12 protein-coding genes are annotated in these 15,601 nt (G+C 66.6%); 3 read left to right on the top strand and 9 right to left on the bottom strand.

What is annotated here, in order from left to right:
• Nucleotides 1-1,671, bottom strand: coding sequence for an AMP-binding protein (locus U743_RS12145; RefSeq protein WP_043768628.1), 1,671 nt, complete (start codon nt 1,669-1,671; stop codon nt 1-3).
• A 117-nt stretch (nt 1,672-1,788) separates the two neighbouring features.
• Between U743_RS12145 and U743_RS12140 the strand changes: the two genes are divergently transcribed.
• Entirely contained in the window at nt 1,789-2,949 is a 1,161-nt protein-coding gene (locus tag U743_RS12140) for an SMP-30/gluconolactonase/LRE family protein (RefSeq protein ID WP_084191514.1), read from the top strand.
• 65 nt (nt 2,950-3,014) lie between these two features.
• On the opposite strand, the gene U743_RS12135 is transcribed toward U743_RS12140, so the two are convergent.
• The 3 genes from U743_RS12135 to U743_RS12125 are packed head-to-tail and all read right to left on the bottom strand — an operon-like array spanning nt 3,015 to nt 8,744.
• The gene (locus U743_RS12135) at nt 3,015-5,291 is read right to left on the bottom strand and encodes an acyl-CoA dehydrogenase (protein WP_043768627.1); all 2,277 of its coding nucleotides are present in this window, start codon (nt 5,289-5,291) and stop codon (nt 3,015-3,017) included.
• 54 nt (nt 5,292-5,345) lie between these two features.
• Nucleotides 5,346-7,481 (bottom strand): 3-hydroxyacyl-CoA dehydrogenase NAD-binding domain-containing protein, encoded by a 2,136-nt coding sequence (locus tag U743_RS12130; protein WP_043768626.1) that lies wholly within the window; start codon nt 7,479-7,481, stop codon nt 5,346-5,348.
• A 54-nt stretch (nt 7,482-7,535) separates the two neighbouring features.
• Entirely contained in the window at nt 7,536-8,744 is a 1,209-nt protein-coding gene (locus U743_RS12125; RefSeq protein ID WP_043768624.1) for an acetyl-CoA C-acetyltransferase, read from the bottom strand.
• A gap of 197 nt (nt 8,745-8,941) precedes the next feature.
• Between U743_RS12125 and U743_RS12120 the strand changes: the two genes are divergently transcribed.
• Both U743_RS12120 and U743_RS12115 read left to right on the top strand, forming a co-directional pair.
• Entirely contained in the window at nt 8,942-9,571 is a 630-nt protein-coding gene (locus U743_RS12120; RefSeq protein ID WP_052368063.1) for a TetR/AcrR family transcriptional regulator, read from the top strand.
• A gap of 5 nt (nt 9,572-9,576) precedes the next feature.
• Nucleotides 9,577-10,314 (top strand): sulfite exporter TauE/SafE family protein, encoded by a 738-nt coding sequence (locus U743_RS12115; RefSeq protein WP_198022022.1) that lies wholly within the window; start codon nt 9,577-9,579, stop codon nt 10,312-10,314.
• Here U743_RS12115 and U743_RS12110 read toward each other — a convergent pair.
• From U743_RS12110 to accC, 5 genes are all read right to left on the bottom strand, one after another.
• Nucleotides 10,302-11,123, bottom strand: coding sequence for a glutathione S-transferase N-terminal domain-containing protein (locus U743_RS12110; RefSeq protein ID WP_198022021.1), 822 nt, complete (start codon nt 11,121-11,123; stop codon nt 10,302-10,304). The two genes, U743_RS12115 and U743_RS12110, sit on opposite strands and share 13 nt — an antisense overlap.
• A gap of 277 nt (nt 11,124-11,400) precedes the next feature.
• Complete coding sequence (gene purH / locus U743_RS12105) at nt 11,401-12,948, bottom strand: bifunctional phosphoribosylaminoimidazolecarboxamide formyltransferase/IMP cyclohydrolase (protein WP_043768622.1); 1,548 nt, start codon at nt 12,946-12,948, stop codon at nt 11,401-11,403.
• Nucleotides 12,945-13,211, bottom strand: a complete 267-nt coding sequence (locus U743_RS12100) for a helix-turn-helix domain-containing protein (protein ID WP_052368438.1) — start codon at nt 13,209-13,211, stop codon at nt 12,945-12,947. Before U743_RS12100 ends, purH begins: the two co-directional genes overlap by 4 nt.
• Before the next feature lie 152 nt (nt 13,212-13,363).
• Complete coding sequence (gene prmA / locus U743_RS12095; RefSeq protein WP_043768620.1) at nt 13,364-14,248, bottom strand: 50S ribosomal protein L11 methyltransferase; 885 nt, start codon at nt 14,246-14,248, stop codon at nt 13,364-13,366.
• Nucleotides 14,248-15,597, bottom strand: a complete 1,350-nt coding sequence (accC, locus tag U743_RS12090; protein WP_043768618.1) for an acetyl-CoA carboxylase biotin carboxylase subunit — start codon at nt 15,595-15,597, stop codon at nt 14,248-14,250. Before accC ends, prmA begins: the two co-directional genes overlap by 1 nt.
• Nucleotides 15,598-15,601: the final 4 nt, after the last annotated feature.

Below are 15,601 nucleotides of genomic sequence, written 5' to 3'. Positions count from 1 at the left end.
TCAGGCGGCCTTGGCCTCGGCCTCCCAGACCACCTTGCGACCGCGGTCGGCTGCCGCCGTCTCGATGAGGTCGGCGTAACGGTCTTCGATCTGTGAGCGCTTGACCTTCATGGTGGGCGTCATCAGGCCGTTGTCGATGCTCCATTCATCGTCGACGATCACCAGCTTGGCGATGGCCTCGTGCGCCTCGAGCTCGGCATTGACCGCTTGCATGGTCTCCACCAGCGAGTTGCCGACCTCCTCGGGCGACTTGTCGCGTGCATCCGCCTGCAGCGTCAGCAGCATGACAGGCTGCTTCAGGTTCATGCCGACCAGGCAGAGCTGATCGATGAAGGTATTGCGCGACATCGCGCCCTCGATGGGGCTGGGGGCGACGTACTTGCCCTTGGCGGTCTTGAAGATGTCCTTGACGCGGCCGGTGATGTAGAGGTAGCCGTCGCCGTCGACGTAGCCCTTGTCGCCGGTCTTCAGCCAGCCGTCCTCCGTGAAGGTCTCGGCAGTCTTCTCGGGCTCCTTGTAGTAACCCTTCATGACGCCCGGGTGCTTGAAGAGGATCTCGCCTTCTTCTGACAGCTTCATCTCGGCGCGCGGCATGGTTTTGCCGACCGAGCCGATGCGGTTGGCGCCCGGCCGGTTGGTGGTGGCGTAGATGCTGTTCTCGGTCATGCCGTAGCCTTGATAGAGCGGCACGCCGAGCTTGTCGAACCATTCGAGCAGCGACTTGGGTGTGGGCGCGGCGCCGGCGAAGCACATGCGCGCGTTCTGCAGGCCCATGGCGGTCAGGATCTTCTTGCGGATGAAACCGCGCACGATCGGAATGGACAGCAGCCGGTCGAGCTTCTTCTGCGGCAGCTTGTGCAGCACGCCTGCCTGGATGCGACCGTAGACCAGCGGCACGCCGAAGAAGCGGGTCGGCGCGACCTCGGCGAGCTGCACGGCCAGCTTGTTGATGTCCTCCAGGAAATAGACCTGCGCACCGAACTGGATACTCGTCATCTCCACGGCGCCGCGCTCGAAGGCGTGCGCCAGCGGCAGGTAGGAGAAAAAGCGCTCCTGGCCCTGCGGCGGCAGTGCTTCCATCAGGCCGCGCGCGGCGAACATCATGTTGCCGAAGGTTGTCATCACGCCCTTGGGGTTGCCCGTCGTGCCCGAGGTGTAGACCAGCGTCATCACCTCGTCCTCCTCGGGAGCGCGGAAGTCCTGCTTGGGCTCGTGTTCGGTAATGAGGGCATCCCAGGACAGCTCCTGCGCTGGTACCTCGGCGTAAGGCAGGGCGATCATGCGGATGCTTTCCGGCACGGCGCCGAGAAAGTTCTGCATGTCCTCCATCGGTCCGAGAAAGAGTGCCTTGCACTCGCTGTGCTCGAGGATGTAGGTGGTATGCGCGGCGGCCTGCTTCGGGTAAAGCCCGACCGAGACCATGTCCGCCATGGCGATGGCCAGGTCGGCGAGGAACCAGTGCGCGGTGTTGCGGCCGGTGATGGCGACCTTGTCGCCCTTCTGCAGGCCCAGTGCCTGCAGCGCCGTGGCCATGCGCCGCACCTGATCTGCCGCCTGGCCCCAGGTCATCGGCTGCCATTCGCCGTTATGCGACTGGAATAGCCAGGGCGTGTCGGGCTGGGTCGACTCCCAGTGGAACAGCATTTCCAGTGGGTTCTTTTGCTGGCTCATCGCTTTCCTCCCCTGATGCGGATACGGCGCTTTGCGCGCGCTGATTACGCAAAGGATACTAGCGCGATGGCGGGGCCGCGTGCCCTGCCACCGATTCCGACTACGAGGGAGATACCGATGAAGCTGCGCATTCTGCTGCCGCTGCTGCTGGCGGCTGTTGTTCTGTACCTGCTGGCCTGGCCCGTGCCCATTGATCCGGCGGCCTGGGAGCCGCCCGAGGCGCCTTCGACCACCGAGGGTGTGCACGCGGCCAACAGCCATCTCGCAGTGGCGGAGCGCATCGCCGAGGGCGTTGGCAATGGTCCGGAGGCCGTCGCCATCGATGACCAGGGTCGACTTGTCACCGGTTTTGTAGACGGCCGCGTCATGCGCTTCGATGCCGACGGCAGCAACGGCGAGCTGCTGGCGAATACCGGAGGCCGTCCGCTGGGACTTGAAGCGCTGTCGGACGGCTCGGTCATCGTCGCGGACGCCGTGGAGGGCCTGATGCGCATCTCCGACGGCTATGCCTACACCTTGTCGGTGTCGGCCGAGGGCACCCCCTATCGCTTCGTCGACGATGTGGTGGTCGACGCCGAGGAACGCATGGCCTATTTCACCGACGCCTCCTCGCGTTTCGGGGTGCACGAGGTCATGGCCGATGCCTTCGAGCACCGCCCCCATGGTCGCGTGCTGGCCTACGACCTGGAGACCGACGAGGTGCGCGTGCTGGCCGAGGACCTTTACTTCGCCAACGGCATCACGCTCGGCCCGGACGAGGAATACCTCGTCTTCACCGAGACCACGCGCTACCGCGTGCAGAAACTGTGGCTGGAAGGCGAGCGCGCCGGCGAGACCGAGGTGCTCATCGACAACCTGCCCGGCTTCCCGGACAACATCACCTTCAACGGTGAGGACCGCTTCTGGTTGGCGATCTATTCGCCGCGCGACCCGTCGCTCGACGCGCTGCTGGAGCGCCCCTTCCTGCGCAAGGTTGCCTATCGGCTGCCCGAGTTCCTGCAACCGGGGCCGAGCCGCCACGCCTACGTGCTGGCGCTGAATCCCGAAGGCGAGGTGCTCGCTGATCTTCAGCACGTCGGCGAGGACGCCTATGCGCCCATTACCAGCGCCATCGAGCACGAAGGCACGCTCTATCTCGGCTCGCTGAGCGCGCCGGCCATCGGCCGCGTCGCCCTGGAGGCATTACCGCTCGGTGAGGAAGATGAAGCCGACGACGCTGACGATATCGACGGTGCTGATGATGCCGATGGCGTCGTCGAGGAGAGCGCCTCGGATTAGCGGCAGGCATAAAAAAACCCGTCCCGGCGTGAGCCGGGACGGGTTCCTAAGCACTGCTGCCGAGGTCAGGCGCTGGCGGCGAGCTTGGGAGCCTCGGTCTCATTGCCCTCGAAACCGGGGGCAACGTTCATGCCCTTGACGCCGAAGAACTCCTCGGCGCTGAAGACGTCGACCTCGATGGCCTCCAGGCGTGCCGCGTAGCTGCGCTTGACCAGTTCGCTCTCGTCCTTGGAGAGCACGCTGGCGGTCGCGGCTGCGTCCGCCATCTCCTCGGGCGTACCCCGCTCCAGCTTCTTCGCCTTCTGCGCGGCGACGATCTTGTTGATCGCCGGCTGCGCCTCGAAGCCGAGCTTCCAGGCGGCGAGCAGGCGGCCGGCGCCGGGGCTGCCGTCCGTGGGTGCGTAGACACCCTTGACGATGCGCTCGTACTGCGCGCCCGGCTGCTGGATGGCCATCGCGACCTTGGTGGTCTCGGTGTCCGCGGGGCCGCGACCGAGGCTGTTCAGTCGCAGCAGCCAGGAGCCTACGGTGCGCATGTAGAGGCCGATCACCGGCGCGTCGAAGTTGGCGTAGATGCCTTCGAAGGCCTTCTGGATTTCGGCCAGCGCGATGTTCACCGCGTAGTGCACGACCGGCAGATCCTCGGACTTGCGGCCCTCGGCTTCGAAGCGGCGCAGCGCAGAGATCGCGAAGTACTGCCAAGCCAGCGCGTCGGCATAGCGGCCGGTGAGCTTGCCCTTGGCCTTGAGCTTGCCGCCGATGAAGAACATCGCCAGATTGGTCAGCATGGCGTAGCGCGCTGCCGCCCAGCCGAGCTTGCGGTAGTGCTTGGCCGTCGGGCCCGGTACCGGGCTGCCGGCGGACCAGCCGCGCGTGATGCTGCGCACGAAGGTGCGACCGATGGTGACGAAGAACTGCCCGAACCAGCCGAGCAGGTTCGTGCGGAAGGACTCGACGTCGTCGTTCTCGACGGCGTTGACCACGTTCTGTGCGTAGGGATGGCAGCGCGTCGCGCCCTGGCCGAAGATGATGAGGGTGCGCGTCATGATGTTGGCACCCTCCACCGTCACGCCCACCGGCGCGCCGCAGTAGCCGGGGCCGAGGATGTTGTTCGGCCCCTGCATGACGCCGGCGCCCGAGAAGACATCCATGCCGTCGGTGATCGTCTGCCGGCTCAGCTCGGTGGTGTAGGCCTTGAGCACGGCCGAGATCACTGGCGGTTGCTCGCCGGCGTCGATGGCCGAAGTCGAGTAGACGCGGGCGCCCTCGCACATATAGGTCAGCGCGGCGATGCGGGCGACCTTGTCCTCGACGCCCTCCATGCGGCCGATGGGAATGCCGAACTGCTGGCGTACCATCGAGTAGGCACCGGTCACCGCCGCCACCGACTTCATGCCGCCGATGGCACCGGCCGGCAGCGAGACGGCGCGGCCGCCGGCGAGCTGCTCCATCAGCATGCGCCAGCCCTGGCCGGCGTATTCGGGGCCACCGATGATGTTGGCCGCCGGCACGACAACGTCCTTGCCGTAGATCGGGCCGTTGTAGAAGGCTTCGCCGATGGGCTGATGGTGCTCACCGGTGGACAGGCCGGGCATGCCCTTGTGCAGCAGCGCCACGGTGATGCCCGGTGCTTCGCCCTTGCCCAGCAGGTTGTCCGGGTCGTGGATCTGGCAGGCCAGCGAGATCAGATTGGCCACCGGCGCCAGCGTGATGTAGCGCTTGGTGAAGTTCAGGCGGATCTTGATCTCGCCGTCGCCATCCTTGAAGACTTCGCCCTCGGCCTTGATGGAGGCCGCGTCGGATCCGGCGGTGGGCTCGGTGAGGCCGAAGCAGGGGATGTACTCACCCTTGGCCAGCTTGGGCAGGTAGTGGTCCTTCTGCTCCTGAGTACCGTAGTGCTTGATGAGTTCGGCCGCACCCAGCGAGTTGGGGATCACGACCAGCGTCGAGACCACACCCGAATAGGGGGAGACCATCGCCATTGCCGTGCTGATGGCCTGGGTGGACATCTCCAGCCCGCCGTACTTCTTGGGGATGAGCATGCCCATGAAGCCCTTGTCCTTCAGGAATTGCAGGACCTCGGGCGGAATCTGGCGGCTCTGCCCGACTTCGTAGGCGTCGATCATCCGGCACAGCTCGGTGCAGGGGCCGTCGAGGAAGGCCTGCTCCTCGGCGGGCAGGGGCGAATATGGTTCCTTGAGCATGCGCCGGAAATCCGGGCTGCCGTTGAAGTATTCGCCGTCGATCCAGACCGTGCCGGCCTCCAGTGCCAGCCGCTCCGTATCGGAGATCTGCGGCAGCATCTTCTTGGCCTGCATGGTCTTCATCAGGGTCTTGAACATGGGATTACCCTCTCGTCAATAGACGCATTGATTGTGACGCCTGGGCAGCGCGGGTCAAGCGGCGAAACGTTGTTGTTCAGCTGCCATGCGCTGCAGGCTCTGGGCCGGGCGGAAGCGTTCCCCGAAGCGATCGGCCAGTTCGTGGGCGCGGGCGACGAAGCGCTCGACGCCGTAGGCGTTGATGTACTGCAGCGCGCCGCCCTGGAAGGGCGCGAAGCCCCAGCCGAAGATCGAGCCGATGTTGGTGTCGGCCACCGACATCACCACGTTCTCCTCAAAGCAGCGCGCGGCCTCGTTGGCCTGGGCGAAGAGCAGGCGCTCGATCATGGTCTGCTGGTCCAGGGCCTCGGCAGCCGGCGGGAAGGCTTTCTGCAGCTCCGGCCAAAGCAATTTCTCGCCGCCCTCGGGGTAGTCGTAGAAGCCCTTGCCGGCCCTCTTGCCTTCGCGCCCCAGCTCGCTGACCATTTTCTCGATGACCGCCTCGCCCGGATGGCCCTGGTATTCCTTGCCCTCGGCTTCGTAATCCTTGCGGGTCTGCTCGATGATGTGGTGGGACAGGCTCAGCGACACCTCGTCCTGAACGGCCAGCGGGCCGACCGGCATGCCGGCCTGCAGGCCGGCGACCTCGATGGCGCGCGGATGCTGGCCCTCGGCGAGCATCGCCATGCCTTCCATGGGATAGGTCGCGAAGCAGCGCGAGGTGTAGAAGCCGCGTGAATCATTGACGACGATGGGCGTCTTCTTGATCTGCTGCACGTAGTCGAAGCCCTTGGCCAGCGTCTCCGGCGAGGTCTTCTCGCCCTTGATGATCTCGACCAGCGGCATCTTGTCCACCGGCGAGAAGAAGTGCAGGCCGATGAACTGCTCGGGGCGCTTCGAGGCCGTGGCCAGGCTGGTGATGGGCAGCGTCGAGGTGTTGGAGGCGAAGGTGGCGCTCGCCGGGATCACGGCCTCGGACTTGGCGGTGACATCGGCCTTGATCTTGCGGTCCTCGAAGACAGCCTCGATGACCAGATCGCAGCCTTCCAGATCGTTGAAATCCGTGGTGGCGGTGATGCGGTCGAGCAGCGCGGTCTTGTCGGCCGGCGTGGCCTTGCCGCGCTTGACGGCCTTGTCCATCAGTCCGTCGGAGTAGGCCTTGCCCTTGTCGGCGGCTTCCTGCTTCGTGTCGAGCAGCACGACCTCGATGCCGACCTTGGCCGAGACGTAGGCGATGCCCGCGCCCATCATGCCGGCGCCGAGAATGCCCAGCTTGTTGACCTTGGAACGCTCGATGCCGTCGGGCCGCGACTCGCCGCGATTGATCGCGTTGAGCTGGTACCAGAGGGTGTTGATCATGTTCTTCGATTCCTGCGAGACAACGCAGGCCGCGAAGTAGCGCGACTCGACCTGGCATCCGGTCGCGAAGTCGACGATGCCGCCCTCGAAGACGCAGCTCTGAATGTGGGTGAGGGCCGGGTAGTTGCCCCAGCTCTTGGCCGAGGCCATGGAAGGCGCGATGGCCCACATCTGCCCATTGGCCGGGCTCTTGGAATCGCCGCCGGGCCACTTGAACTTCTTGTCGTCCCAGGGCTGATTGGCCTTCGGGTTCTCCAGGCACCAGCGCTTGGCGCGCTCCACCAGCTGCCCGCGGTCATCGACCAGCTCGTCGATGATGCCCTTGTCCTTGGCCTTGGTCGGGTTCAGCTCGGTGCCTTCCAGCATCAGCGGCAGTGCGGCCTGAATGCCGATCAGCCGCGGCAGGCGCTGCGTGCCGCCGCCGCCGGGCAGCAGGCCCAGCTTGACCTCGGGCAGGCCGATCTTGATGCGCGCCTCGTTGAGGCAGACGCGGTAGTGGCAGGCCAGCGCCAGCTCCAGGCCACCGCCGAGCGTCGTGCCGTTGAGCGCGGCTACGGCCGGCTTGCCGGTGGTCTCCAGGCGGCGCAGGAAGGCCTTGTACTCCTCGGCCAGCTTGAAGGCTTCGGCCGGGTCGGTAATGGCATAGACGCCGTCGATGTCGGCGCCCGCCAGGAAGTCCTTCTTGCCGGAGGTGATGACCACACCCTTGACGGCGTCGTCGGTCTCGAAGCGCTCGATGGCTTCGCGTAGCGGCGTGGTCAGCTCGTCGTTGAGCACGTTCATGGAACGGCCCGGCATATCCAGCGTGATGACGGCGATGCCGTCCTTGTCGATCTCGAAGTTAACGCTCATGGAATCTGTCTCCCGATTGGGTTGCGGCCGCGTGGCTTCGCGGCCTGGCGAATATCAGTGCGTGCGCTCGATGATGGTGGCGATGCCCATGCCGCCGCCGACGCAGAGTGAGGCCATGCCGAGCTCCTTGTCGGTGCGCTCCATCTCGTCGAGCAGGGTGCCGAGGATGATGCAGCCGGTTGCGCCCAGTGGATGGCCCATGGCGATGGAGCCGCCATTGACGTTGACGCGGTCCATTTCGATGCCGAGATCGCGTGCCGCGCGCATGACCACCGCCGCGAAGGCCTCGTTGATTTCCCAGAGGTCGATGTTCTTGGCGTCCATGCCGGCGCGCTTCAGCGCCTTGCGGCAGGCGGGGGCAATGCCGGTGAGCATGATGGTCGGCTCCGAGCCGCTGACCGCCACCTGGCGGATGCGCGCGCGCGGCTTCAGGCCCAGTGCCTCACCCATCTCCTTGCTGCCGATGAGCATCAGGCCGGCGCCGTCGACGATGCCGGAGCTGTTGCCGGCGTGATGGACGTGGTTGATGCGCTCGACCGTCGGGTACTTGCGCAGCGCCGTGGCGTCGAAGCCCATCTGCCCCATCTGCGCGAAGCTGGCCTTGAGCTCGCCGAGCTTGTCGACGGTGGTGTTGCCGCGGATAGTCTCGTCGTGATCGAGCACCGTCAGGCCGTTGACGTCCTTGACCGGCACGCGGGTCTTGTCGAAGTAGCCGGCCTCCTGGGCCTTGGCGGCGCGCTGCTGCGACTGCACCGCGAAGGCGTCGACATCGGCGCGCGAGAAACCTTCCAGCGAGGCGATCAGATCGGCGCCCACGCCCTGCGGCGCGAAGCCCATGAGCTGGTTGACGCGGGGGTCCATCGCCATGGCGCCGCCGTCGGTGCCCATCGGCCAGCGGCTCATCGACTCGATGCCGCCGGCGACCACCAGATCCTCCTGCCCGGACATGACCTTGGTGGCGGCCAGATTCACCGACTCCAGACCCGAGGCGCAGAAACGCGACTGCGTCACGCCGGCCACCGACTCGTCCCAGCCGGCGTAGAGCACGGCCGTGCGCGCGATGTCCGCGCCCTGCTCACCCACCGGGGTGACGCAGCCGAGGACGAGGTCGTCCACCTTGGAGGTGTCGAGGTCGTTGCGTTCGCGCAGTGCGTCTAGCAGGTTGCCAACCAGATGCACCGGGGTGATCTGGTGCAGGCTGCCGTCGGCCTTGCCCTTGCCGCGGGGTGTGCGGACGGCGTCGAAGATATAGGCATCGGTCATGGAGGTCTCCGGTAATGGCGATTATCAATGTGTGCTGTCAGAAGGCGTTTTGCTGGCGGAATGGGCTTCGCCAGGCAGGGAACCACACGCCACCGTATGGTTGACCAGCGCATGAAAGCACAGGCTGATGTGCGGCGCAACATGGGCAGCAGGCGTTATCGCTTGCGCGGCTGCAGGAAAGTAAGGAAACTTACCGCATGAATGAGACAGCGCCTGAAAACGAAGGCATCACACTTCCCACCCTGGATGGCTTGAACCCCGATACGCGCCGCCGCATCGAAGAAGCCGTACTGGAAATCTTCGCCGAGCGCGAGTTCTATCGTGTCGGGTTGATCGAGGTCGCGCGGGCGGCCAATGTTTCGCTGCAGACTATCTACAAGTACTACGGCAGCAAGGAAGCGCTGCTCTTCTCCTGCCTTGACGCACGGCTCTCCGAGCTGGCCGCCCGCATGATCGATCACCTGCAGGGCATTGCCGACTACAAGGAGCGCCTGCGCAAGACCTTCTGGGTGGTGCTCGACTACTTCGAGCAGAACCCGCGCGTCGCCCAGCTCATCCTCAGCTCGGTCTACGTCAACACCTGGCGCAAGCACGCCAATTACCAGAACCCGCTGCTCTTCGGCACCTTCATGAAAGTGCTGGCCGAGGGCCGCGGCCGCGGCATCCTCAACGACGCCGTCGACGAGAAGATCCTGCTGGACTATATCTTCGGCATTCTGGCGCGGCTGGTGCAGACCCACGTCCACCGCGGCAATGGCAACGCCCTGACCGCCAACGCCAATACCTATTTCGAGATGCTCTGGCGCGCCATCGCCACGCCGGATTGATCGCCGTGGAATGGCTGCCCTGGGTGCTGCTCGCGGTCGCCGGGGCGGGGGCCGGCGCGCTCAACGCAGTCGCCGGTGGCGGTACCTTTCTGACCCTGCCGGCGCTGGTGGCCTTCGGGCTGCCGGCGGTGGGCGCGAACGCCAGCAGCACCGTTGCCCTGGTGCCGGGCTATCTGGCCTCGGCCTGGGTCGGAAGGCGCCATCTGCGCGCGCGTCTCCCGGTGCCGCCGGTAGCAATGCTGCTCGGCGCTACGGTCGCGGCGGCCGCGGGCGCGGGCCTGCTGCTGGCCAGTCCCGAGCGGCTCTTCGCCACCATCGTGCCCTGGCTGGTGCTGGCAGCCACCGTCATCTTCTGGCTGGGCGCACCGCGCGCGGCCGGGGCAGCCAGCGCGACTCGACTGCTGCCGCTGCTGTTGATCGCCTGCCTCTACGGCGGCTACTTCAACGGTGCATTGGGCGTGGTGCTGCTGGCGGCGCTGGCCGTCGGCGGTGTCGCCGACACGCACGCGGCCAACGCCTGGAAGAATGCGCTGTCGGCGCTGGTCAGCCTGGTCGCCGCAGTGGTGCTGGGTATCGGAGGGGCCGTCGCCTGGGGGCCAACGCTGTTCCTGATGGCGGCTACCATTGCCGGCGGAGTAGCGGGGGCGCTTCTGGCGGATCGCCTGTCGGCGCGCGGACTGCGCGCCGTGGTCATCGGCGTCGGGCTGCTCGCGGCCGCCGGTCTCGGCCTTCAGGCGGCGTAGACGGTTTCGAGGTAGTTGCAGATCACCTTCGACTCGAACATCGCTGCGCCCGTATTCGGGTCCTCGAGATAGGGCACCTGCGTGCGCCCGGTCTTGGCCAGCAGTTCCTGCCGGTTGCGCGAGGCCACCGGCGCGTCCGGGAAGAAGCGGGTGCGTACGCTCGGCGGGCCGATGTCGGTTGCGCGCGCCTTGCCGAAGCTCTTCAGCCGGTAGGGAATCTCCAGTTCGCAGAGGCGCTCGCGCACCAGCCGCGAGTAGGGGCTCGCCTCGAAGCTGTAGAGCAGCAATGGCTCGCGCGGCTGCTTCGCCGGCCGCGCGCGCAGCCCGCCGAAGCCGCGGCTGAACGTGGCCAGCTGCGAGCCGGCCAGCGCCAGCCGGTGCGCGATCCGCCCCGGCGGCTTGTGGCCCTGGCCGTAGCGCGCGTAGAGCGCGGCAATGATCTCGGCCGATTCGTAGATCGCCACGCCGTCGAGGATCAGCAGCGGGAACTGCGCGCGGCCACCGCGCTTGATGGCTTCGGGCCGGTACACGCGGCCGCCGGCCGGGCAGGGGCGGATATCGGCGTCCAGATCCAGCTCTGTCAGCGCCGCGCGCACGACGCGGCAGAAGGGGCAGCCCTCGAACTCGTAGAGCAGGATGCCCTCGACCGCTTCGGCTTGCGCCACCCGGACCATCGAACCGCGCCAGCCGCTCGCGGTGGACGCCAGCAGCGAGCTGGCCAGATCCAAGCCCGGCAGCCGCACCAGCTGCGACAGTCCGCCGGAGGCAGCGACTGCTGCGCGGGAGATTGCCTTCGGTGTCGTGCTCATGGTTTTGGGGCGTTTGCCTAGGCGTTAATGGTCGGAAGAGCCACAGATGGCACAGATTGATACGGATTGTCGGTTGCTTGTGGCGCTGACCGCGTCCGCGCCAAAGCGCGGAAAGGCAACGCGGTTCGCGGAAGTCTATAGCTTGGTAGGCCGGACTTCAGTCCGGCAATGAAGCTGAATCATGGCGCGAGGTCGGGCCGAAGCCCGATCTAGACGATATGACCGTGCGCGCCGGGGCCAAGACTCCCGAAGATCCGTGCAACCCGTGGCTGCAACTTCAGTGCCGGAAATGTCGCATGCCGGTGAAGACCATGGCGATGCCGTGTTCGTCGGCGGCGGTGATGACTTCCTCATCGCGCATCGAGCCCCCGGGCTGGATGACGGCGCGGATGCCGGCTGCAGCGGCGGCGTCGATGCCGTCGCGGAAAGGGAAGAAGGCATCCGATGCCATGACCGCGCCGGCGACTTCCAGGTCCTCGTCGGCGGCCTTGATGCCGGCGATGCGCGCCGAGTAGACGCGGCTCATCTGGCCGGCGCCGACGCCGATGGTCTGCCCGTCGCGGGCGTAGACGATGGCGTTGGACTTCACGAACTTGGCGACGCGCCAGGCGAAGAGCAGGTCGCGGATGGTGGCGTCGTCGGGCTGCGCCTTGCTCACCGTGCGCAGCTGCTCGGCGGTGATACTACCGGTATCCGGATCCTGCACGAGCAGGCCGCCGGAGACGCTGTGCAGCCGGCGTGCCGGTGGTGGCGCGTCCGGGCTGCCGGTGAGCAGCAGGCGGATATTGGGCTTGGCGGCCAGCGCTTCGAGCGCAGCCTCGTCGGCCTCGGGGGCGATGAGTACTTCCACGAACTGGCGCTTGACGATGGTGGCGGCGGTGTCGCCGTCCAGCGGCCGATTGAAGGCGATGATGCCGCCGAAGGCGGAGGTCGGGTCGGTGGCGAAGGCTGCCTCGTAGGCCGCGAGCAGATCGTCACGCACGGATACACCGCAGGGATTGGCGTGCTTGACGATGACGCAGGCTGGCTCCTCGAACTGCGCGACGCAGCCCATGGCGGCGTCGGCGTCGGCGTAGTTGTTGTAGGACATGGCCTTGCCCTGCGCCAGCCTGGCGGCGCCCAGCGAGCCTTCTGCGGCACCGGCTTCGCGATAGAAAGCGGCGCTCTGGTGCGGGTTCTCGCCGTAGCGCAGCGTGTCGACGCGCTGCCAGCCGGCGACGAGCTGCTCGGGGTGGCGCTCGTCAGGGTCGCAAGCCTGCTGCAGGTAGCTCGCTACGGCAGCGTCGTAGCCGGCGGTGTGCGCGAAGGCCTTGGCGGCCAGGCGCTGGCGGAAATTCTCATTCAGGCCGTCGCCGCGAACGGCGGTGGCCAGCGCCTCATAATCGCTCGGGTCGACGACGATGCCGACGTGTGCGTGATTCTTTGCGGCGGCGCGCAGCATCGCCGGGCCGCCGATATCGATGTTCTCCACCGCCATGTCGAAGGTGCAGTCGGTGCGTGCGATGGTTTGCGCGAAGGGGTAGAGATTGACGATGACCAGATCGATGGGCGTGATGCCGTGTTCGGCCATGACCGTGTCGTCGGTGCCGCGCCGGCCGAGGATGCCGCCGTGGATACTCGGGTGCAGCGTCTTGACGCGGCCGTCCATGATCTCGGGGAAGCCCGTGACCGAGGCGACCTCCTCGACGGGGATGCCGGCTTCGTTCAGCGCACGATGTGTGCCGCCGGTGGAGACCAGGGAAACGCCGGCGTCGACCAGCGTGCGTGCGAGCTCGATCAGGCCGGTCTTGTCGGAGACCGACAGCAGGGCGCGCCGCGGCTTCACGAGGCGCTGTCCAGAAGACCGTGCTGACGCAGCTTCTTGCGCAGAGTCGCCCTGTTCATGCCCAACACGGCTGCGGCGCGCGACTGTTTGCCGTCACAGTGCTGCAACACCTTGGCGAGCAGCGGTCCTTCCACCTGATTCAGCACCATGCCGTAGAGATCGCCCGGAGGCGTGTGCCCGTTGAGCTGCGAGAAGTAGTCGTCGAGGCTGTCGGCGACTTGGTCGGACAGGCACTTCGGAGCGGGCGGCAACGTATCGGGCATGGCCGGAGTCGGGTTGATATGGGCCGGATCCGGCGCCGCTTCGCGTGGTTGGCAGCGAAGATGACGCGGGCGTGACAGCGGCGAACTATAGCGCCTGTGCGCGACCTCGGCTACCGTCATGCGCAGGGCGCGCAAATGACGTGGCGCAGCATTTATTCGGCCGTGCTTTTGCTGCACCCCGCCAGCCGCGTCCAGCCGTCGCATGAAGCCTGCTGCCAGTCGATGCCCGGATAGGCTTCCATGACGCGCTCGGCCTGGCGGTCGAGCAGGCCGGCCAGCACGATCCAGCCGCCGGGCCGAAGCGTTGCCAACAGCGTCGGTGCAAGCCGGATCAGCGGTTCGGCGAGGATGTTGGCCAGTACCACATCGTAGCCCGCGCCGACGTCATGCTCGGTGCTCAGGCCGTAGCGCAGACGCTCGTCGACACCGTTGTTGCGCGCGTTCTCGGCGGTGGCGCGCACGGCCTGCGGATCGTTATCGACGCCGACGGCTTCGCGCGCGCCCAGCGCCAGCGCGGCCACGGCGAGGATGCCGGAGCCGCAGCCGTAATCGAGCACGCGCGCACCCTCGATCTCGGCGCCGTCCAGCCAGCGCAGGCAGAGATCCGTCGTGGGATGTGTGCCGGTGCCGAAGGCCAGGCCGGGATCGAGCTTGACGACCACCGCGGTCGGGTCATCGACTTCCCGATGGTGTGGTGCTATCCACAGCCGCTCGCCGAAACGCATCGGCGCCATGGCGTCCAGGCAGTTGCGTACCCAGTCGGTGTCCGCGACCTCGTCCTGCTCGGGGTCGGCTTCCGCAGCGTCGGGAAGCAGCTCGCTGACAGCCAGGCGCACGGCGTCGAGATCGGCCGCTTCCTCGAACAGCGCGGTGAGGCGCGCACGCGACCATTGCGGCGTCTCGCCCGGGCCGGGCTCGAAGATGGACTCGGCGCCCTCGGCGGGCAGCACGCTCACCGACAGGGCGCCCTGGGATTCCAGTATCTCCTCGGCGAAATCGGGGTAACGCGTATCGAGGCTCAGCTGCTGCCAGGCCATCAGACGGCCCAGCGCTCGATGATGCTGGCGAGATAGTGGATGTCGTGCTTGCCGGCGCGGAAGGCGGCGTCGTTGAGGATCTCGCGGTGCAGGGTGATGTTGGTCTTGATGCCTTCGACCACCAGCTCGGAGAGCGCGCTCAGGGTGCGTGCAATGGCGATATCGCGAGTCTCGCCGTGGCAAATCAGCTTGCCGATCATGGAGTCGTAGTAGGGCGGTACGCGATAGCCCGCGTAGATATGCGAGTCCATGCGCACGCCCGGTCCGCCGGGCGCGTGGTAGGTCGTAATGGCGCCGGGGGAGGGCACGAAGTTGCGCGGGTCCTCGGCGTTGATGCGGCACTCGATGGCGTGGCCTTGCACCTTGATGTCGGACTGCTTCAGATCCAGCTCGCGACCGGCGGCGATGGCGATCTGCTTCTTGATGAGGTCCACACCGGTGACCATCTCGGTGACCGGGTGCTCTACCTGGATGCGCGTATTCATCTCGATGAAGTAGAAATTGCCGTCCTCGTAGAGGAATTCCATCGTGCCGGCGCCGCGATAGCCGATGCGCTCGCAGGCGGCTATACACAGCGCTCCGATACGCTCCCGCTCCTCCTCGGTGATGCCGGGGGCGGGCGCTTCCTCGACGACCTTCTGGTTGCGGCGCTGCATGGAGCAGTCGCGCTCGCCCAGATGGATGGCGTGGCCGTGCTCATCGGCCAGCACCTGAAACTCGATGTGGCGCGGCTTCTCCAGATACTTTTCGAGAAAGACGCTGCCGTCGCCGAAGGCCGACTCGGCCTCGTAGCGCGCGATGTGCACCGACTCGATCAGCTCCTCGCGGTTGCGCACGACGTGCATGCCGCGCCCGCCGCCGCCGGATACGGCCTTGATGAGCACCGGATAGCCCACGGCCTCGGCCAGCTCCAGGCATTCGCCGTCGTTGTCGGGTAGCGCGCCCTCCGAGCCCGGTACGCAGGGAACGCCGGCGGCGATCATCTCGGCCTTGGCGGCGGTCTTGCCACCCATCAATCGGATGGTCTCGGCGCGCGGGCCGATGAAGACGAAGCCCGAGCGTTCCACACTCTCGGCGAAGTCGGCGCTCTCGGAGAGGAAGCCATAGCCGGGATGGATGGCGTCGGCCTGGGTAACCTCGGCGGCGCTGATGATCGAGCCCATCGAAAGATAGGACTGATTGGCCTGCGCCGGCCCGATGCAGACCGACTCGTCGGCCAGCAGGACATGCTTGAGATCGCGGTCCGCCTGCGAGTAGACCGCGACGGTCTTGATGCCCAGCTCGCGGCAGGCGCGCTGGATGCGCAGCGCGATCTCGCCACGGTTGGCAATGAGAATCTTGTCGAACATCGCC

Origin of the sequence: Algiphilus aromaticivorans DG1253, from assembly GCF_000733765.1 — a bacterium.
GTDB lineage: Bacteria > Pseudomonadota > Gammaproteobacteria > Nevskiales > Nevskiaceae > Algiphilus > Algiphilus aromaticivorans.
Note: the sequence above shows the minus strand (reverse complement) of the source record. Positions and strands in the feature narration are given on the sequence as shown.

Coding starts and splice junctions, on each gene's coding strand:
- U743_RS12145 (WP_043768628.1), bottom strand. CDS start 1,671: ATGAGCCAGCAAAAGAACCCACTGGAAATGCTGTTCCACTGGGAGTCG.
- U743_RS12140 (WP_084191514.1), top strand. CDS start 1,789: ATGAAGCTGCGCATTCTGCTGCCGCTGCTGCTGGCGGCTGTTGTTCTG.
- U743_RS12135 (WP_043768627.1), bottom strand. CDS start 5,291: ATGTTCAAGACCCTGATGAAGACCATGCAGGCCAAGAAGATGCTGCCG.
- U743_RS12130 (WP_043768626.1), bottom strand. CDS start 7,481: ATGAGCGTTAACTTCGAGATCGACAAGGACGGCATCGCCGTCATCACG.
- U743_RS12125 (WP_043768624.1), bottom strand. CDS start 8,744: ATGACCGATGCCTATATCTTCGACGCCGTCCGCACACCCCGCGGCAAG.
- U743_RS12120 (WP_052368063.1), top strand. CDS start 8,942: ATGAATGAGACAGCGCCTGAAAACGAAGGCATCACACTTCCCACCCTG.
- U743_RS12110 (WP_198022021.1), bottom strand. CDS start 11,123: ATGAGCACGACACCGAAGGCAATCTCCCGCGCAGCAGTCGCTGCCTCC.
- U743_RS12100 (WP_052368438.1), bottom strand. CDS start 13,211: ATGCCCGATACGTTGCCGCCCGCTCCGAAGTGCCTGTCCGACCAAGTC.
- prmA (WP_043768620.1), bottom strand. CDS start 14,248: ATGGCCTGGCAGCAGCTGAGCCTCGATACGCGTTACCCCGATTTCGCC.
- accC (WP_043768618.1), bottom strand. CDS start 15,597: ATGTTCGACAAGATTCTCATTGCCAACCGTGGCGAGATCGCGCTGCGC.